General features: G+C 66.2%; 14 protein-coding genes. 9 read left to right on the top strand and 5 right to left on the bottom strand.

Features of this window, described 5'->3' with window-relative positions; all coding sequences use genetic code 11:
* Positions 1-9: 9 nt before the first annotated feature.
* From QO058_RS25115 to QO058_RS25105, 3 genes are read right to left on the bottom strand one after another with little or no spacing between them, the layout of a single operon-like run.
* Complete coding sequence (locus QO058_RS25115; RefSeq protein ID WP_284168933.1) at positions 10-396, bottom strand: LCCL domain-containing protein; 387 nt, start codon at positions 394-396, stop codon at positions 10-12.
* The gene (locus QO058_RS25110; protein WP_284168932.1) at positions 393-1,514 is read right to left on the bottom strand and encodes a vWA domain-containing protein; all 1,122 of its coding nucleotides are present in this window, start codon (positions 1,512-1,514) and stop codon (positions 393-395) included. The genes QO058_RS25115 and QO058_RS25110 overlap by 4 nt, the downstream gene beginning before the upstream one ends.
* Positions 1,414-2,679, bottom strand: a complete 1,266-nt coding sequence (locus QO058_RS25105) for an AAA family ATPase (RefSeq protein ID WP_284168931.1) — start codon at positions 2,677-2,679, stop codon at positions 1,414-1,416. The genes QO058_RS25110 and QO058_RS25105 overlap by 101 nt, the downstream gene beginning before the upstream one ends.
* 295 nt (positions 2,680-2,974) lie before the next feature.
* On the opposite strand from QO058_RS25105, the gene QO058_RS25100 reads away from it, so the two are divergent.
* The 5 genes from QO058_RS25100 to QO058_RS25080 all read left to right on the top strand — a co-directional run bounded on the left by QO058_RS25100 (position 2,975) and on the right by QO058_RS25080 (position 11,124).
* Positions 2,975-5,269: an NADP-dependent malic enzyme gene (locus tag QO058_RS25100; protein ID WP_284168930.1), complete on the top strand. Its 2,295-nt coding sequence runs from the start codon at positions 2,975-2,977 to the stop codon at positions 5,267-5,269.
* 172 nt (positions 5,270-5,441) lie between these two features.
* Positions 5,442-7,064, top strand: a complete 1,623-nt coding sequence (locus tag QO058_RS25095; RefSeq protein WP_284168929.1) for a peptide ABC transporter substrate-binding protein — start codon at positions 5,442-5,444, stop codon at positions 7,062-7,064.
* A gap of 228 nt (positions 7,065-7,292) precedes the next feature.
* Positions 7,293-8,213: an ABC transporter permease subunit gene (locus QO058_RS25090; RefSeq protein WP_284168928.1), complete on the top strand. Its 921-nt coding sequence runs from the start codon at positions 7,293-7,295 to the stop codon at positions 8,211-8,213.
* Between the two features lie 3 nt (positions 8,214-8,216).
* Positions 8,217-9,338 carry an ABC transporter permease subunit gene (locus QO058_RS25085; protein WP_284168927.1) on the top strand — a complete coding sequence of 374 codons (1,122 nt, stop codon included), beginning with the start codon at positions 8,217-8,219 and terminating at the stop codon, positions 9,336-9,338.
* A 190-nt stretch (positions 9,339-9,528) separates the two neighbouring features.
* Positions 9,529-11,124 carry an ABC transporter ATP-binding protein gene (locus QO058_RS25080; RefSeq protein WP_284168926.1) on the top strand — a complete coding sequence of 532 codons (1,596 nt, stop codon included), beginning with the start codon at positions 9,529-9,531 and terminating at the stop codon, positions 11,122-11,124.
* Between the two features lie 87 nt (positions 11,125-11,211).
* On the opposite strand, the gene QO058_RS25075 is transcribed toward QO058_RS25080, so the two are convergent.
* Positions 11,212-12,327 carry a branched-chain amino acid ABC transporter substrate-binding protein gene (locus QO058_RS25075; RefSeq protein ID WP_284168925.1) on the bottom strand — a complete coding sequence of 372 codons (1,116 nt, stop codon included), beginning with the start codon at positions 12,325-12,327 and terminating at the stop codon, positions 11,212-11,214.
* An 81-nt stretch (positions 12,328-12,408) separates the two neighbouring features.
* Between QO058_RS25075 and QO058_RS25070 the strand changes: the two genes are divergently transcribed.
* Together QO058_RS25070 and QO058_RS25065 are read left to right on the top strand one after the other, a co-directional pair.
* The gene (locus tag QO058_RS25070) at positions 12,409-13,056 is read left to right on the top strand and encodes a CGNR zinc finger domain-containing protein (protein WP_284168924.1); all 648 of its coding nucleotides are present in this window, start codon (positions 12,409-12,411) and stop codon (positions 13,054-13,056) included.
* A gap of 103 nt (positions 13,057-13,159) precedes the next feature.
* A complete protein-coding gene (locus QO058_RS25065) occupies positions 13,160-14,017 on the top strand; it encodes a D-amino-acid transaminase (RefSeq protein ID WP_284168923.1) in 858 nt (285 codons plus the stop codon).
* An 80-nt stretch (positions 14,018-14,097) separates the two neighbouring features.
* Here QO058_RS25065 and guaD read toward each other — a convergent pair whose 3' ends face one another.
* A complete protein-coding gene (gene guaD / locus QO058_RS25060) occupies positions 14,098-15,423 on the bottom strand; it encodes a guanine deaminase (RefSeq protein WP_284168922.1) in 1,326 nt (441 codons plus the stop codon).
* Positions 15,424-15,540: 117 nt separating this feature from the next.
* On the opposite strand from guaD, the gene xdhA reads away from it, so the two are divergent.
* Complete coding sequence (xdhA, locus tag QO058_RS25055) at positions 15,541-17,031, top strand: xanthine dehydrogenase small subunit (RefSeq protein ID WP_284168921.1); 1,491 nt, start codon at positions 15,541-15,543, stop codon at positions 17,029-17,031.
* Positions 17,024-19,372: a xanthine dehydrogenase molybdopterin binding subunit gene (gene xdhB / locus QO058_RS25050; protein ID WP_284168920.1), complete on the top strand. Its 2,349-nt coding sequence runs from the start codon at positions 17,024-17,026 to the stop codon at positions 19,370-19,372. The genes xdhA and xdhB overlap by 8 nt, the downstream gene beginning before the upstream one ends.
* Positions 19,373-19,446: the final 74 nt, after the last annotated feature.

The following is a 19,446-nucleotide window of genomic DNA, read 5'->3' as shown; positions in this document are numbered from 1 at the left end:
GCCAGGGTCTCAGATCGCCGACAGCTTCCAGGCGTACTGATAACGGCCGTACTGGGTGCTGGTGACACCGTTGCGCTCGGTGCCGGGAAACTCCTCCGGCGGCGTCACCACCGTCACCCTGAAGACGGCGGTCTTGCCCGGCTTGAGCAGCCCCATATGCACGGCCGCGGCGCCGATCGACGAGTCGCCGCTGTAGATGTCCGTGCCCCAGAGCTGGCCCTCCACGGTACCCGTGACGCGAAAATAGTAGACGGCTCCGACCTTCTCGCAGAGCCCATGCATGTTCGTCGGTGCTTCCGACGCGATCGAGTTCTGCTCGAGCAGCGTCTTGAGTTGCCGGCGCGAGAGTTTTCCGCGGTTGTCGAAATAGGCGACGAGATCCTGCACGACTTTCATGATGCGCCTCCCGCTTGCATGACGACGACCCGGCCATAGGACGGCTGGAACGAAGCTGAAGCTTTCGGCAGCGCCCACAGCACCGCATAGGGGACGGCTTCGCTCGGATAGGAGATGTCGCCATCGGTGATGACGATGGCAGAGGTCACGCGCGGATCGTCCGCCAGGGCAGCGAGCGCTGGCGTCAGGTCGCTGCCGCCATAGCCGCTGATCTGGTAGTCGGCGAGCGCTGACGGAGAGAGCACCTCGTCCGAGGTGACGACGGTGTCGCACTGGACGACGCGGATCTCGTCGACCCCGGCCGCATCGCAGAAATCGGCGATGGCGCCGAGCGCTTTCGGGATGTCGTCACCCATCGAGGCGCTGGTGTCGAGGATGACGTTGAGCATCCAGGAATAGCGCTTGCGGCCGGGCATCACGACATCGCTGTGGTCATTGCCGCGGCGCGAGGCGCGGGTGTAGGTGCGCTCGCCCGGCGCGACGCCGTCGAGCCAGGGCTGGAGCGCGACATGCCAGGGCGTGTGAAAGAAACCGCGCTGGGCCCGCACGCTCTGCTGCTGCCCGCCTGGACTATCGCCCTTGCCGCGCATCACGCCCATGGCCTTCGCCAATACCATGCCGCGCCCTGCGAGATCGCGGACCGCCCGCGCTCGCTCGGCCTGGTCGGCGCTGTTCTCCGGAAAGAGCTCGCGCTCGCGCCGCGCGTCGAGCGCATCGCCCATCGAGCCCGCCGGCGCCTGCCGCGCCGCGCCGAGCACCTGCTCGACGGTCACGACCTGCCCCTCCCAGACTTGAGTCCGCGAGGGCATGTAATTGCCGGTGCGGCGCATCTCCAGCACGATGTCCTCGGCCGAGCGCTCGCGGGCACCCGGCATATCGAGCCCGCCGGCCGGGATCGTCGTGGTGCCGAGCGCATGCCGCAGCATGTCGTTGATGATGTAGTCGTGGGCGTAGTTGAACTCGAGCGTAGCGCTGCCGCGAGCCCGGTCATGGGTCCGCAGTGCCAGATGCAGCAGCTCATGGGCGAGCACGAAGACGAGATCGTCGCCGGAGAGCCTCGCCGTGAAGGCAGGATTCGCCAGCAGCCGGCCGGAGGCAAAGACGCCCATCGTCGGCACGCGCGCATCGATTTCGACACGCACCGCGGCGGCAAGCCCGGCCAGATGCGGGAACGGCGCGGTGACCAGCCGCAGGCCCTTCATGATCCGCGCATGGGTGGCGCGGTCGGCGGCTGAGAGATCGGACGCGGTGCTCATGCCGCGACCTTGCGCAGGAGGTCGTACATGGCGCGGTCCGCCCCAAGCTCCCCCATGTCTCGACCATGTCGTTGAGGGTGAGAAGCTGGTGCTCATGCGACAGGCTGCGCAGGAAACGGTTGATCACCGCCGGCTTGATGCCAGCGGCGCGGCCATCCCTGACGAATTGGCGGATGCAGTCGAGGATGAACCAGCGGGCGGAATCGCCCTTCGGCAGCAGCTCCGGCTTGCGCAGATAGTCCTCGAGCGGGCGAACCGCTCCAATCGAATCCTCAGCCAGCGCGCAGAACACCACCGCGTCCTCCGGCGAGAGCCGGCCAAAGGCGAGCGCACGCCGGAGTTCGCTGCTGAGAAAGCCCGCCTTCTCGGCCATGTCGAGCGCCCGCGACAGCATTGCCCAAGCCCGCGGCGTCGAGAACGGCACGGGCTCCGCCGGCACCGGGCGCATCAGCGCGTCCGGAATCGTCGCGATGAAATTGCGGATCTCGCTCCGTACGCCGGCGCGCTGGGCCCAGGCCAGCCAATCGTCGGTATCGACGCGCAATTGCAGTATGGTGACGCGGTTGACCAGCGCCGAGCTCATCGCCCGCACCAGAGCGCGATCCTGCAGGCGATTGCCGGCGGCGACCACCCAGGTGCCCTTCGGCAAGGCATGTTCGCCCAGCCGGCGTTCCAGCAGCAGGGAATAGAACGCCTTCTGGACATCGGGCGAGCACGCCGGCAATTCGTCGAGAAAGAGGCAGAACGGCTCGGGCTTCTCCGGCAAGAGGACGCGCGGCGGGCAGAAGACCGAGCGCTCGCCAACGATGCGCGGGATGCCGCTGACATCCTCCGGCGCGATCTGGGTGCCGAGCAGCGAGCGGCAGGGCAGCCCCGCCTCGCGCGCCGCCTCGTAGACCAGCTCGGACTTGCCGAGCCCTGGAGGCGAGAGCAGCAGAAAGCTCTGCTCATGCGCCATGCACTGAATCAGCTGCTTGGCCTGACGTAACGAGACGACTTCTTCGAAGGCGGATCGCGTCGCTTCCATCAACCCCTCCCAAGAACGGCCGCCGGAGCCAAATCGGCGGATGTGCGTGAGAGGCAGTCTGCAACGCCAGAGGCCTTTGAAATCATTATTTCTTTGTAATGTTTAGTTTTGTTTCACGGCTGTTTCACGAGCCTCCACTTGTTTGGGTTTTGACCCATCCCGGAATGCCTGCCCGCGAAATTCGGTCCCGTTCGTCCTGCGGCACAGGTCTTTCGCCGCCCGGCCCCGCTTGACGCCCACCCCCTTTCTGCGCGACCTCGTCTGCAAGCAACGGCGGCGCAGAGGAAGCGTGGGGATGGCTAAAAGCACCTTGTCGGCGGACCTTCGTTCGGGGGCGCTCGTCTATCACCGCCTTCCCAAGCCCGGTAAGCTCGAGATCCAGGCGACCAAGCCGCTCGGCAACCAGCGCGACCTGGCGCTCGCCTACTCGCCTGGCGTCGCCGCTGCCTGCGAGGCGATCGTCGACGACCCCAGCGAGGCGGCGGAACTGACCTCGCGCCAGAACCTCGTCGCCGTCATCACCAATGGCACCGCCGTGCTCGGCCTCGGCGATATCGGCCCGCTCGCCTCCAAGCCGGTGATGGAGGGCAAGGCCGTCCTGTTCAAGAAGTTCGCCGGGATCGACTGCTTCGACATCGAGGTCGAGCAGAAGAATGTCGAGAAATTCGTCGAGGTCGTGGCGGCCCTGGAGCCGACCTTCGGCGGCATCAATCTCGAGGACATCAAGGGACCCGAGTGCTTCGAGATCGAGGAGCAGCTCAAGGCCCGGATGAACATCCCAGTCTTCCATGACGACCAGCACGGCACGGCGATCATCGTCAGCGCTGCCGTCCTGAACGGGCTCGACCTCGCGGGCAAGAAGATCGGCGAGGTCAAGATCGTTGTCTCCGGCGCCGGTGCAGCGGCGCTCGCCTGCCTCAACCTCCTCGTGTCGCTCGGCGCCCGCACGCAGAACATCTGGGTCACCGATCTCGACGGCGTGGTCTACAAGGGCCGCAACACGCTGATGGACCGCTGGAAGGAGATCTACGCCCAGGAAACCGAGGCCCGCACGCTCGCCGAGGTGATCGGCGGCGCCGACATCTTCCTCGGCCTCTCGGCCGCGGGCGTGCTGAAGCCCGAAATGGCCAAGCAGATGGCGCCGAAGCCCCTGATCCTGGCGCTCGCCAACCCCAACCCCGAGATCACACCTGAGGATGCCCTCGCCGTCCGCCCGGACGCGATGATTTGCACCGGCCGCTCGGACTATCCGAATCAGGTCAACAACGTCCTGTGCTTCCCCTACATCTTCCGCGGCGCGCTCGACGTGCAGGCGACGACGATCAACGAGGCGATGAAGCTCGCCGCCGTCCGCGCCATCGCCGCCCTCGCCCGCGAGGCGACCTCCGACATCGCTGCCCGCGCCTATGGCGGCGAGTCCCAGACCTTCGGCGCGACGTCGCTGATTCCCAATCCGTTCGATCCGCGCCTGATCCTGCGCATCGCACCGGCGGTGGCGGAGGCGGCGATGACAACCGGCGTCGCCAAGAAGCCGCTGATCGACCTCGAGGCCTATCGCGAGGACCTGTCGCGCTTCGTCTTCCGTTCCGGCTTCCTGATGAAGCCGCTCTTCGCCAAGGCGAAGGCCGATCCGAAGCGGGTGATCTACGCCGAAGGCGAGGACGAGCGCGTGCTACGTGCCGCCCAGATCGCGATCGAGGAAGGCATGGCGATCCCGATCCTGATCGGCCGCCCCTCGGTGATCGAGACCCGCGTCAAGCGCTTCGGCCTGACGATCCGGCCCGGCATCGATTGCGAACTGATCAACCCGGAGGACGATCCGCGCTATCGCGATTACGTCCAGACCTATCTCGACATTGCCGGCCGGCGCGGCATCACACCCGAGGCGGCACGCTCGCTGGTGCGCACCAACAACACCGTGATCGCGGCGCTCGCCGTCGTGCGCGGCGAGGCGGATGCGATGATCACCGGACTGGAAGGCCGGTTCCTCTCGCGGCTACGCCATATCCGCGATATCATCGGGCTGGAGCCTGGCGTCTGCGACCTCGCCGCAATGACGCTGATCATCACCAGCAAGGGCGGCTTCTTCCTCGCCGACACCCATGTGAAGCATGACCCGACGGCGGAAGAGATCGCCGACATGGCGGTGCTGGCCGCAAGCCATGTCACGCGTTTCGGCATCGAGCCGAAGATCGCCCTGCTCTCGCATTCGGATTTTGGCGCCGCCGACACGCCGAGCTCGATCAAGATGCGCAAGGCGGTCAAGCTGATCCAGGAGCGCGCGCCGGAGTTGGAATGCGATGGCGAGATGGAGGCGGATACCGCGCTCGTCGCCGCCATCCGCGAGCGGGTTTTGCCGTCCTCGCGCCTGAAGGGCATCGCCAACGTCCTGATCTTCCCCAATCTCGACGCCGCGAATATCGCCTATCAGTTCGCCAAGGTGCTGGCCGACGCGCTCCCGGTCGGGCCGATCCTGATCGGCGCCGCCAAACCGGTGCACATCCTCACCGGCTCGGTGACGGCGCGCGGCGTGGTCAACATGACCGCGGTCGCGGTCGCGGAGGCGCAAGGGCGGGCAGCCGCCGGCTGACCTTGGGAAAGGCCTTGTTGAAGTCGTTTCTGAGCCAGCTTTCAGAAGCAGGACAGTGGCTTAGCATGAGTGGTTGATACCGGCTTTTCGCTCTTGGCGGGCGCGCCGCGATAGGCCCATACTTCCCGCCACGAGCGGGAAGGGGCCCGTCCGAAGAGTTCGGAGAGCGCTCATGCGTGAGATCCACCGTCAGTCCGGAATCCGGCGTGCCATCCGGCCGCTCGCGCTGGCGAGCGGCCTTTTTCTTGCGATCGCCAGCGCCGCCATGGCCCAGGTCGTGTTCCATCGTGGCAATGACGGCGATCCCGAGACGCTCGATTCGCACAAGACCTCGACGGTGAGCGAGGCGCATCTGCTCCGCGACCTGTCCGAAGGCCTGGTGATCCACCACATCAACGGCGAAGTCGTGCCCGGCGTCGCCGAGAGCTGGACGATGGCCCAGGACGGCAAGAGCTACGCCTTCAAGCTGCGCGCCAACGCCAAATGGTCGAATGGCGACCCGGTCACGGCGGGCGATTTCGTCTTTTCGTTCCGGCGCATGGTCAATCCGGAAACCGGGGCGAAATACGCCAACATCCTCTACCCGATCCGCAATGCCGAGAAGATCAACAAGGCCGGCGAAGGCGCCAAGCTGGAAGACCTCGGCGTCAAGGCGATCGACGACCGCACACTCGAGATCGCGCTTGAGCGGCCGACCCCCTATTTCCTGGAATTGCTGACCCACCAGACCGGGCTGCCGGTCCATCCGGCCTCGATCCAGAAGTTCGGCAAGGACTTCGTCAAGCCGGAGAACTGGGTATCGAACGGCGCCTACACGCTGAAGGAGTTCGTGCCGAACTCGCATATCCGGCTGGAGAAGAACAAGGCCTTCCACGACGCCGCGAACGTCAAGATCGATACGGTCATCTACTATCCGACGCCCGACTTCTCCGCCGCCGCCCGCCGTTTCCAGGCCGGCGAGCTGCAGATGACATCGGACATCCCGGCCGATCAGATCCAGCAATTGCGCGAGAAGCTCGGCAAGGAGCAGGTCAGGGTCTCGCCCTATCTCGGCACCTATTTCCTGATCATCAACACCGCGAAGAAGCCTTTCGACGACATCAGGGTGCGCCGCGCGCTATCGCTGGTGATCGACCGGGAGTTCATCGCCGAGGAGATCTGGGGCGGCACCATGCTGCCGGCCTATGGCGTGATCCCGCCGAATATCGGCAATTACGGCGAGCGCGCCGAGGCCGACTTCAAGGGCACCTCCCCGCTCGACCGCGAGGACGAAGCCAAGAAGCTGCTCGCCGCCGCGGGCTTCGGGCCCGGCGTGCCGCTCAAGGTCCAGCTGCGCTACAACACCACCGACAATAATCGCCGCACCGTGATCGCGATCGCCGAGCAATGGAAGGCGATCGGCGTTGAGACCAGCTTCATCAACACTGACGGCAAGACGCACTTCGCCCTGCTTCGCGACGGCGGCGATTTCGACATCGCCCGCTATGGCTGGATCGGCGACTATTCCGACCCGCAGAACTTCCTGTTCCTGTTCCAGAGCGACAACACCGGCTTCAACTCGGGCAAGTACAACAACCCGCAGTTCGACACGCTGATGAAGCAGGGTGCCGAAGAGATCGACATCGCCAAGCGCGCCGCGATCCTGCGCGAGGCGGACGCGATCCTCGCCGCCGACGTGCCCTGGATCCCCGTGCTCTACTATTCCTCAAAGAATCTGGTCTCGCCGAAAGTGCAGGGCTTCCAGCAGAATCTGCGCGGCGCGCTGCCGACGCGATTCATGAGCCTGAAGCCGTGAGGTGAGAGCGCGCGTCATGGTCGGGCTTGACCGGCTGGAAAAGCGCGACCTACCCCCTCTCCCCTTGCGGGAGAGGGTTGGGGTGAGGGGTCTCGCGACACTGATTATGAGCCTAAGGGTGCACCTCCCGCAGCTCCCAAGACCTGCGCGACCCCTCATCCGGCCCTTCGGGCCACCTTCTCCCGCAGGGGGAGAAGGGAAGAATGGCGCGCATCCCGGCAAAACCTGATGCTCACCTACATCCTGCGCCGCCTCGCCACCGCGATCCCGACCCTGTTCGTGATCGTGACGATCTCGTTCTTCCTGATGCGCGTCGCACCGGGCGGGCCGTTCGATCTCGAGCAGGCGCTCGAAGCCAAGGTGATGGAGAACCTGCGGCGCATCTACAAGCTCGACCAGCCGCTGTTCCAGCAATACCTGACCTATCTCGCAGCCCTGCTGCGCGGCGATTTTGGCCCGTCCTTCTATTTCCGCGACTTCTCGATCGGCGAACTGTTCGCGCAGGGCCTGCCGGTCTCGATCCGGCTGGGCGCCTCGGCGCTGCTGCTGGCGCTCGCGATCGGCGGCCCGCTCGGCATGCTCGCCGCCTTCCGCCAGAACCGCGCTGCCGACCATGCCGTGATCGGCTTCGCCACCGCCGGCATCACCATTCCGAACTTCGTCGTCGCGCCGGTGCTGCAGATCGTCTTCGGGCTGACATTGGCCTGGCTGCCGGTCGGTGGCTGGAACGGCGGCGCCTTCCGCAATACCGTGCTGCCGATCGTGACGCTCGCTTTGCCCCAGATCGCCGTGATCGCGCGAATGACGCGCGCGGCAATGATCGAGACCTTGCGCGCCAACCATATCCGCACCTTGCGGGCCCAGGGCCTCTCGACCTCGACCATCGCGCTGCATGCCGCGCGAGGCGCGGCCCTGCCGGTCGTCTCCTATCTCGGGCCGGCGGCGGCGAGCCTGCTCACCGGCTCGGTCGTGGTCGAGACGATCTTCGGCATTCCCGGGATAGGCCGCTATTTCGTCGAGGGCGCGCTCAACCGCGACTACACACTGGTGATGGGAACGGTCGTCGTCGTCGCGATCTTCGTGCTGCTCTTCAACCTCGTGGTCGACGTGCTCTATGCGCTACTCGACCCGCGCGTCAGGTTGGAGTGAGCGATGAGCGACACGACCGCCTGTCCCATCCCGCCCATCGGCCGCTCGCTCTGGCAGGACGCCCGCATCCGCCTGCTGCGCAATCGCGCCGCGGTGGCGAGCCTTGTCGTGCTGGCGCTGATGATGCTGGCCTGCGTCGTCGGCCCGCTGATGACCGGTCATGCTTACGACCGGGTCTATCAGGACTATGTCCGCGTCCCCGCCAGCTTGTCCGCCTACCCCAAGGCAGAGGGACTGCCGGCTGCCTTACAACGCATCGCATCACGGATCAGGGCGACGCCGAGCGAGATTGTGGCGCAGAACGACCGCGTCCGGCTGGTGCTGACCTCGCCGCGGCCGATCGACCAGCGCCTGCTCGTCTATTTCGACCGTTCCGACCAGTTCGGCACGCCGGTCATTACCGCCAATGAGCAGGAGGGACGCCGGCTCAGCCTCGACGTCCCGATCAAGCACCAATACTTCCTGTTCGGCACCGACTCGAACGGGCGCGACCTGCTCACCCGCACGCTGATCGCCGGCCGGGTCTCGCTCGCCATCGGCCTGCTCGCCACCGGCGTCGCGCTGGTGATCGGCGTCGTTTATGGCGCGACTGCCGGCTATCTCGGCGGGCGCATCGACATGGTGATGATGCGCATCGTCGACGTGCTCTATTCCCTGCCCTTCATCTTCTTCGTCATCCTGCTCGTCGTCTTCTTCGGCCGGAACTTCATCCTGATGTTCCTCGCCGTCGGCGCGATCGAGTGGCTCGACATGGCGCGCATCGTCCGTGGCCAGGCGCTTTCGATCAGGCGGCAGGACTATGTGCTGGCGGCCGAGGCCCTCGGCGTCTCGACCGGCGGCATCCTGAAGCGCCATGTCATCCCGAACACGCTCGGGCCGGTCGTCGTCTATGTCACCCTGCTGGTGCCGAAGGTGATCCTGCTCGAAAGCTTCCTCTCCTTCCTTGGACTCGGCATTCAGGAGCCGATGACGAGCTGGGGCGTCCTGATCTCGGACGGCGCCCGCGCCATCCAGGCGACGCCATGGATGCTCACCTTTCCTGCCACCTTCCTGGTGACGACGCTGTTCGCACTCAATTTCCTCGGCGACGGCCTGCGCGATGCGCTCGACCCCAGGGATCGCTGAGATGGCAAAGGGCACGGGAGCCGCGACAGGTCCTCTCCCCCTTGTGGGGGAGAGTTAGAGAGGGGGGTAGTCAGCCGTGAGGCTGCGGGAGTCGGGTGCTCTCGATACCGGGCGGGCGCAAGCTTCAAAGCCCCCACCCTCGATACCCCCCTCCCCAACCCTCCCCCACAAGGGGGAGGGAGTTCGCACCATGACCGCCGAACCGATCCTCGCCATCCGCGATCTCAAGGTCCGCTTCCGCACCAATGACGGCCCGTGCGAGGCAGTGCGCGGTATCGATCTCGATGTCGGCCCCGGCGAATTCGTCGCGGTCGTCGGTGAATCCGGCTCCGGCAAGAGCCAGAGCGTGATGGCGGCGATGGGGCTCCTCGCCAGCAATGGCGAGGCCACCGGCGCGATCCGCTATCGCGAGGTCGACCTGCTCAAGCTGCCGCCGGCGGTCCTCAACAGCTATCGTGGCAGGAAGCTCGCGATGATCTTCCAGGAGCCGATGACCTCGCTCGATCCGCTGTTCCGGATCGGCACGCAGATGGCGGCCCCCTTGCGCAAGCATCAGGGCCTGTCGCGCAAAGCAGCACGGGCACGGGCGCTGGAGCTGCTGAAGCTGGTGCGCATCCCGCATCCGGAGCGCCGGCTCGATTCCTATCCGCACGAGCTCTCCGGCGGGCAGCGCCAGCGCGTGATGATCGCGATGGCACTCGCCAACGATCCCGACATCCTGATCGCCGACGAGCCGACCACGGCGCTCGACGTCACCATCGAGGCCGAGATCCTCGCGCTGATCGCCGAACTCCGGCAGCGGCTCGGCATGGCGGTGATCCTGATCAGCCACGATCTTGGCCTCGTCAGGAAATATGCTGAGCGCGTCTATGTGATGAAGGCCGGCGAAGTGGTCGAGAGCGGCCCGGTGCAGGCGATCTTCGAGGCGCCGCAGCACCCCTACACCAAGGTGCTGCTCGCGGCCGAGCCGCATGGCCACAAGGAACCTCCGCCGCCGGATGCTCCCATCCTGCTTGAAGCCCGCGACCTGCGCGTCTCCTTCGACCTGTCGCGCGGCTTCCTCAAGCGCGAGAAGGTGACACTGCACGCCGTCGACGGCGTCGACCTGACGCTGAAACGTGGCCAGACCATCGGCATCGTCGGCGAATCCGGTTCGGGCAAATCGACCCTCGGGCGGGCGCTGCTCAAGCTCCTGCCCTCCTCCGGGCTCGTGCGCTTCGAGGACCGGGCGCTCACCCCACTCGACCGCGCCGCGATGCGCCCCTTGCGCAAGAGCCTGCAGGTCGTCTTCCAGGACCCATTCGGCTCGCTCTCGCCGCGCCTCACCGTCGGCGAGATCATCACCGAAGGGCTGCTGATGCACGAGCCCGTCTTGTCACGTGTGGAACGCGAGCGACGGGCAGCTGCAGCGCTTATCGAGGTCTGTCTCGATCCAGCGCTCCGCAATCGCTATCCGCACGAGTTCTCCGGCGGCCAGCGCCAGCGCATCGCCATCGCCCGCGCCATGATCCTGCATCCGGCGCTGGTCGTGCTGGACGAGCCGACCTCGGCGCTCGACCGCACCGTGCAGCAGAGCATCGTCGCCCTGCTGAAGGACCTGCAGGCGAGGCACGACCTCTCCTATCTCTTCATCAGCCACGATCTGGCCGTCGTCCGCGCCATGGCCGACGAGATCATGGTGATGAAGGACGGCAGGGTCGTCGAGCGCGGGCCGACCGAGGCGATCTTCGAGGCCCCGCAGCAGGACTATACCCAGCGCCTGATAGCGGCGGCGCTGAAGTGCTGACACGAAAACGCCGCCTCGCCTTGAGCGAAGCGGCGCCCTATCGGTGTCCGGCCAGGGGAGGCCACCGACACCGGCTAGCTGAAGCTATCAGTTCTCAACATAGCTGATCTTGCCGTCCGCACCCTTCTTCCAGGTGTAGACGGTGTAGTCGAGGTTGGTGCGGTCGCCCTTCTTGTCATAGGACATGTCGCCGAGCACGGTCGTGAAGGTCATGCCCGAATGCATCGCGGCGGCGATCTTCTTCGAATCGAGCGATTTCGCCTGCTCAGCCGCCTGCTTCATGATCTGGACCGCGGCATAGGAATAGAGCGTGTAGGCCTCGGGATTGATGCCCTTGGCCTCGAAGCGCTTCACGACCTCGGCCGCAGCGGGGCGCTTGCGCGGATCGGGCGGGAAGGTCATCAGCGTGCCTTCTGTGCCCGGGCCGCCGATCACGGCGTACTCGTCGGAGGTGATGCCGTCGGCGCCCATCGCCACCGTCGTCAGGCCCTGGTCGCGCATCTGGCGGACGATCAGGCCGAGCTCGGTGTGCAGCCCGCCCCAATAGAGCAGGTCGGCCTTGGCCGATTTGATCTTCGAGACCAGCGCCGAGAAATCCTTCTCGCCGGTGTTGACGCCTTCGTAGAGCGCTTCCTTGATGCCGGCGGCATGCAGACCCTTGCGGGTTTCCTCGGCGAGCCCTTGACCATAGGTCGTCTTGTCGTGAACGACGACGATCACCTTGCCCTTGAAGGTCTTGGCGATATGGCCGGAGGCGACGACGCCCTGCTGATCGTCGCGGCCGCAGGTGCGGAACACGTTCCACAGGCCGCGCTCGGTGATCTTCGGATTGGTCGCCGACGGGCTGATCATCAGCATGCCGTTCTCGGCATAGACCTCGGACGCCGGCATAGTTACGCCGGAGTTGAAGTGGCCGACGACGAGCTTGACGCCGTCGCCGACGAACTTGTTGGCGACCGAGACGCCCTGCTTGGGATCGCCTACATCGTCTCCGCTCGAGAGCGCGATCGTCTGGCCGAGAATGCCGCCGGCGGCATTGATGTCGGCGACCGCCTGCTCGGCACCGTTCTTCAATTGCGCCCCGAAGGCAGCGCTCGCGCCCGTCATCGGGCCGGCGACACCGAGCTTGATCTGCGCCAGCGCCGCGCCTTGCGACATTGCGAGCACGCCGGCGGCGAGCATCGCGGCCCAATTCGTTCTCATGTCCGTTCTCCTCCACGGTTCAAGCCGTGGCCGGACGCTAAGCTGCTTGATTTAACCTGTAAATCAGAGATAGCTGGTTACATGATAGCCGATCATACAGGCGGCTCGAGCCGCGCCGGTTCATTGCCGCTCGTCGCCAGCGAGCTCGCCTTCGACTTCACCAACACCGCTTCGGGGCGCGGCGGGCCGAACGAGCTCGAGCATCTGCGCGAGGGGCGCGACGTCGTGATCTGGGCGCGGCACGCCAAGGCGATCAGCGACAGCGACCGGGACGCCGCCTTGGCCGCGCTCGCAGCCGATGCAGGGCTGGCGACGCGCCTGCTCGCCGAGGCACTCGATCTGCGCGACACGATCTACCGGATCGGCCTCAGCCTTTCCCGCCGCCAGCAACCGGACGAACAGGATCGGTCGCAGCTCGCCGCCATCCACGCGCACTGCCTGGCCTGCGCCAAGCTGTCCCCCTTCGGCGATGGCTTCGTCTGGCGCTGGGACGCCGGCCAGACGCTCAGCGAAGCGATCCGCGGGCCGATCGCGCTTTCGGCCCTCACCGTGCTGACCCAGCAGAACCTCGCCCGCATCAAGCAATGCGAAGGCGATCATTGCGGCTGGCTGTTCTTCGACACCACCAAGAACCGGCTACGGCGCTGGTGCGAGATGTCGGTCTGCGGCAATCGCGCCAAGGTCCGTGCCTTCCGCCAGCGCCATTTCGAGGCGAAGGCGACAGGTTAGCGCCGTCCTGCATCTGACGCCGGCCAGCAAGCCGGCATGATATCTCGCCTCATGCGCCCGCCTCGGCTAGGAAGGTCCGTCCTTTCCGCATGAGACCATCCCCATGAGCCGCACCGTCTATGTCAATGGCGCCTACCTCCCCGAGGAAGAGGCGACGATCTCGATCTTCGATCGCGGCTTCATCTTCGGCGACGGCATCTACGAAGTCTCGGCCGTGCTCGGCGGCAAGCTGGTCGACTGCGAGGCGCATTTGGCGCGGCTTGAGCGCTCGGCCGGCGAGATCGGCCTCGAGCTCCCCTGTTCGCGCGCTGAGCTCGTCGCGATCCATCAGGAGCTGATCGCCCGCAACAACCTGGATGAAGGCAGCATCTATCTGCAGGTCTCGCGCGGCGCCGCCGATCGCGACTTTCCATTCCCCAAGGGGGTGAAGTCGTCTTTGGTGCTGTTCACACAGGCGCGCCAGTTCGCCAATACGCCACTGGCCAAGACCGGCATCAAGGTCGTCAGCACGCCGGATCTGCGCTGGGCCCGCCGCGACATCAAGAGCGTCAATTTGCTCGCCCCGGTGCTGGCCAAGCAGTTTGCCGCCGAGAACGGCGCGCAGGAGGCCTGGATGATCGAGGACGGCGTCGTCACCGAGGGCGCCTCTTCAACCGCCTGGATCGTCAAGGGCAAGACGCTGATCTCGCGCCCGCTCTCGCACAAGGTGCTGCCCGGCATCACCCGCACGGCCGTGCTCGCCTTCCTGGCCGAGAGTGGCTTCTCGTTCGAGGAGCGCGAGTTCACGCTGGAAGAGGCCCTCGACGCTGAGGAGGCCTTCATCACCTCCGCGACCAGCCTGGTGATGCCGGTGACGACGATCGACGGCCACAGCATCCACAACGGCGCACCGGGCCCGGCGACGATCCGGCTGCGCGAAATCTATCTCGACCACGCCCGCAAGGGCGGCGTGCTGGGCTGATTGCGCGTCATGCTCGGGCTTGATCCGAGCATCTCAGGACGAGAAGGCGCCCTACTCCGCGAGAGATTCTCGGGTCCCCGCTACGCGGCCCCCGAGAATGACGGCAGACCCGCTCGCTCCCCCGCGACATAGGTCGCGACGACATTGCGCTCATCGCCGAGCGTGACCAGCACGAAGAGTTCTTCCGCCAAGTCTCGCACCGTCTCCAGCCGGTGCGCCATCATCCGCGTCGCGGCCGGATCGAGCACGACGATGTCAGCCTCGCGCCCCGGCTCGAACGAGCCGATCAAGTGATCGAGTCCGAGCGCCGCCGCGTTGCCGAGCGTGATCGCGTGCAGCGCCTCGAAGGCTGACAGCGACTGCCCCTGGAGCTGCAGGATCTTGTAGGCCTCGGCCATGGTCCGCAGCATCGAATAGGAGGTGCCGCCGCCGATATCCGTGGCGACCGCGACCTTGACGCCCTCGCGGCGGGCGCGATCCCAGTCGAACAGGCCTGAGCCGAGGAAGAGGTTCGAGGTCGGGCAGAATACGGCGATGGCGCCATGCTCAGCGAAGGCGCGCCATTCGCGCTTGGTCATGTGGATGCAATGGCCGAGCAGGCTCTTCTTCCCGAGCAGCCCATAATCCTCGTAGATGCCGGCATAGTCGGCTGCGTCGGGATAGAGCTCTCGAGCGAAGGCGATCTCGGCCCGGTTCTCGTTGATATGGGTCTGGACGAAGCAGTCGGGATGCTCCTCGACCAGCCGCTGTGACGCCGCCATCTGCTCCGGCGTCGAAGTCACGGCGAAGCGCGGCGTGATCGCATAAAGCTGGCGGCCCTTGCCATGCCAGCGGCCGATCAGCTCCTTGCTGTCGGCATAGCCGCTTTCGGCGGTGTCGGTTAGCGCCGGCGGCGCGTTGCGATCCATCATGACCTTGCCGGCGATCATGCGGGTGTTGCGTCGGTGCGATTCGGCGAAGAAGGCCTCGGCCGACTGCTTGTGCACCGAGCAGTAGACCGCGGCCGTCGTCGTGCCGCTCGCCAGCAACTCGTCGAGCAGGAAGGCTGAGAGCTTTTCGGCATGGCCCTGCTGCGCCAGCTTCTGCTCCTCGACGAAGGTGTATTTGTTCAGCCACTCCATCAGTTGCGCGCCATAGGAGGCGACAACTTGAGTCTGCGGCATGTGGATATGGGCGTCGATGAAGCCCGGCATGATCAGATGCGGGCGGTGGTCGGTGATCGCGGCACCGGCCGGCAGCGTCGGCAGCAGTTCCCTCGCCTCGCCGGCGGCTCGGACCAGGCCGTCCTCGATGACGAGCAGCCCGTCCTCGACATAGCGATGCGCGGGTTCGCCCGTCTCGTGCGGATCACCGACGAACCAGAGAAGCCGGCCGCGCAGGGCCGAGATCGCACCGTCTTTGCTCAAGGCTCGCCGCTCCGGCTCAAATCGCGATCATATCTGCACCAAATCAAAGCTTCCGGCCAAGCCGCGAACGTGCCTAATCTTGGGGCATGAATCCGATCTGCGAGCGGCAAGACCGCCATGCACCAACCCGCCATGCGTGAGAGCGTGCGTTTCCTGTTCGGCGATGAGCTGATCGAGATCGCGTCCTGCGATCCGAGCCGTACCGTGCTCGACTGGCTCAGGCTCGACCGCCGCCGCACCGGCACCAAGGAAGGCTGCGCCGAGGGCGATTGCGGCGCCTGTACCATCGTGGTCGGCCGGCTCGATGGCGGGCAACTGCGCTATGAGGCGATCAACGCCTGCATCCGCTTCCTGCCGACGCTGGACGGCTGCCATGTCCTGACCGTCGAGCACCTCAGGGGCGCGGACGGCGCGCTCCACCCGGTGCAGCAGGCGATGGTCGACTGCCATGGCTCGCAATGCGGCTTCTGTACGCCCGGTTTCGTGATGTCGCTGTTCGCGCTCTGGCTGAACGAGCGGGCACCATCCGTACAGCGCATTGAGGACGCGCTTGCCGGCAACCTCTGCCGCTGCACGGGCTACGAGCCGATCATTGCGGCGGCGCAGCGCATGGACGCCGCCGAGCGCGAGGAAGACCGGTTCATCGCAGGGATACCTGCGGTCATCGCCCGGCTGAAGGCGCTCGCGGACGGCAAGACACTCTCGATCGGCAATGGAGAGCGCCATTTTTACGCCCCCGCCACCGTCGAGGCGCTGGCCGGGCTCATCGGCGTCCACCCGCAGGCGACTCTGGTCGCCGGCGCCACCGATGTCGGCCTGTGGGTCACCAAGGGCATGCGCCGGCTCGATCCGGTGATCTATCTCGGCCGGATCGACGATTTGCGAGCGATCTCGGACAAAGGCGACCATCTGCGCTTCGGTGCGATGGCAAACCAGATTGCGGTGCGCGAGGCGCTGGCCGGCATCTCCCCGCAGCTCGACGAGATGCTACGCCGCTTCGGTGGCGAGCAGGTGCGCAATGCCGGCACGATCGGCGGTAACATCGCCAATGGCTCGCCGATCGGCGATCTGCCGCCGGCCTTGATCGCGCTCGGGGCGACGCTGGTGCTGCGCAAGGGCGGGAGCCGCCGTACCATCCCGCTCGAAGCCTTCTTCCTCGACTACCGCAAGCAGGACCGGCAGCCGGGTGAGTTCGTCGAAGCCGTGCTGGTGCCGAAGCTGCCGACGGACGCGCTCTTCCACGTCTCGAAGATCTCGAAGCGCTTCGACGAGGATATTTCGGCCGTCTGCGGCGCCTTCTATCTGGAACTCGATGGCGCCGGCCGGGTCAGCGAAGCACGGCTCGCCTATGGCGGCATGGCCGGCATCCCGAAGCGGGCCAAAGCGGCAGAAGGCGCATTGCTCGGCCGCTCCTGGGACGACGCCGCGGTCGCCGCCGCAATCGCGGCGCTGGCGCAGGATTTCACACCGCTTTCTGATATGCGGGCCTCGGCCGCCTATCGCCTCAAGGTTGCCGGCAACCTGCTGCGGCGCTTCCTGATCGAGACGACCCATCCTGAAACCGCGACCCGCGTTGCCGGCCTGCTGGCGGAGGCCGCCCATGGCTGACGCGCGCAAACGACTCGACCTTGGCGAGACGCGGCCGATCGTCGGTTCGCCACTGAAGCACGATTCAGCCGAGAAGCACGTCGCCGGCGAAGCCCTCTATATCGACGATATCGCCGAGCCAGCCGGCCTCGCCCATGCTTATCTCGGGCTCGCGACCATCGCGCATGGCCGGCTGCTGTCGCTCGACCTGTCGGCTGTCGAAGCTGCACCGGGCGTGCTCGCGATCCTCACCACAGCCGACATTCCCGGCGCGAACGACATCTCCTCGACGCACAAGCATGACGAACCGGTCTTTGCGACGAAGGACATCCTGCATCACGGCCAGCCGCTCTTCGCCGTGGTTGCCGAGACGCGCGAACAGGCTCGCCACGCCGCGATACTGGCCAAGGCTGCTTACGACGAGGCACCTCCCCAGCTCGACGTCGCCGCAGCGCGCGCCGCCGGCTCCGATCTCGTGACCGAACCGCTGAAGCTTGAGCGTGGTGACGTCACCGAGGCGCTCGCCGCCAGCTCGCGCCGGCTGAAAGGCTCGATGGCGATCGGCGGGCAGGATCACTTCTACCTGGAAAGCCAGATCGCGCTCGCCATTCCGGGCGAGGACGGCGACATGCTGGTGCACTCCTCGACCCAGCATCCGAGCGAGGTCCAGCACATGGTCTCAGCCGTACTCGGCGTCGGCGCGCATGCGGTCACCATCGAGGTCCGGCGCATGGGCGGCGGCTTCGGCGGCAAGGAGACGCAGGCCAACCTCTTCGCCTGCGTCGCGGCGTTGGCCGCGCGCAAGCTGAAGCGGCCGGTGAAGCTCCGGCCCGACCGCGACGACGACATGGTCATCACCGGCAAGCGCCACGACTTCGTCGTCGATTACGAGATCGGCTTCGACGATGACGGCCGCATCCACGCGGTCGACGCGGTCTATGCCGCACGCTGCGGCTGGAATGCCGATCTCTCCGGCCCGGTCACCGACCGCGCGCTGTTCCACATGGACAATTGCTATTTCTACCCGGCGGTGCGGGCCCGCTCGGAGCCCTTGCGCACCCATACGGTCTCGAACACCGCCTTCCGCGGCTTTGGCGGGCCGCAAGGCATGGTCGGGGCCGAGCGCTTCATCGAGGAGGTCGCCTACGCCACAGGGCTCGACCCGCTGGAAGTGAGGAAGCGTAACCTCTACGGCGGAGAGGGCCGTGAGATCACGCCCTATCACCAGCCGGTCGAGGACATGATCGCCGCCGAGGTCATCGACGACCTCGAGCATTCCTGCGACTACCGCGTCCGCCAGCAGGCGATCCGCGCCTTCAACCGGGAGAGCCCGGTGATCAAGCGTGGTATCGCGCTGACGCCGGTCAAGTTCGGGATATCCTTCACCGCGACCTGGTACAATCAGGCCGGCGCGCTGGTGCATGTCTATACCGACGGCACGGTGTCGCTGAACCATGGCGGCACCGAGATGGGCCAGGGGCTCTACCAGAAGGTGGCGCAGGTGGTGGCCCAGGCCTTCGGCATCGGGCTTGGGGAGATCAAGATCACCGCGACGACGACCGGCAAGGTGCCGAACACCTCGGCGACGGCTGCCTCTTCCGGCTCCGACCTCAACGGCATGGCGGCGCTCGACGCCTGTGAGACGATCAAGCAGCGGCTCATCACCTTCGCCTGTAAGCACTGGCAGGAAAAGCCGGAGGCGATCGCCTTCCTGCCTGGCAGGGTGCAGGTCGGCGCACGCGAGATCGGCTTCGTCGAGCTGGTCAAGGCGGCCTATATGGCCCGCGTCCAGCTCTCGGCGACAGGCTTCTACGCAACGCCAAAAATCCATTGGGACCGCAAGGCCGGGCGCGGCCACCCGTTCTACTACTTCGCCTATGGCGCCGCCGCGGCGGAGGTCGCGATCGACACCCTGACCGGCGAGTACAAGACCCTGCGCGTCGACATCCTGCACGACTGCGGCAACTCGCTGAACCCGGCGATCGACAAGGGCCAGATCGAGGGCGGCTTCGTCCAGGGCATGGGCTGGCTGACCACCGAGGAGCTGGTCTGGGACGAAAAGGGGCGCCTCAAGACGCACGCGCCCTCGACCTACAAGATCCCGGTCGCCTCCGACCGGCCGCGCATCTTCAACGTCGCGTTGCTGGAGAAGGCTCCCAATCGCGAGCACACCATCCACCGCTCCAAGGCGGTCGGCGAGCCGCCCTTGATGCTGGCAATCAGCGTGCTGCATGCGCTCTCCGATGCGGTCGCCAGCGTCGGCGACCACCGCTTCTGCCCGCAGCTCGACGCACCGGCGACGCCGGAGCGGATGCTCGACGCGGTCGACCGAGTGCGGGCCTTGGCGGAGGGCAAGCTATGAGACTGCGGAACCGCGGCAGGCTCTCTCTCCCGGAACGGGGGAGAGGTGGAGAGGGGGCCGGCACCCCATTCAAC

Source organism: Bosea vestrisii (genome assembly GCF_030144325.1).
GTDB classification, from domain to species: Bacteria; Pseudomonadota; Alphaproteobacteria; order Rhizobiales; family Beijerinckiaceae; genus Allobosea; species Allobosea vestrisii_A.
This window is presented reverse-complemented; position numbering and strand designations above follow the sequence as displayed.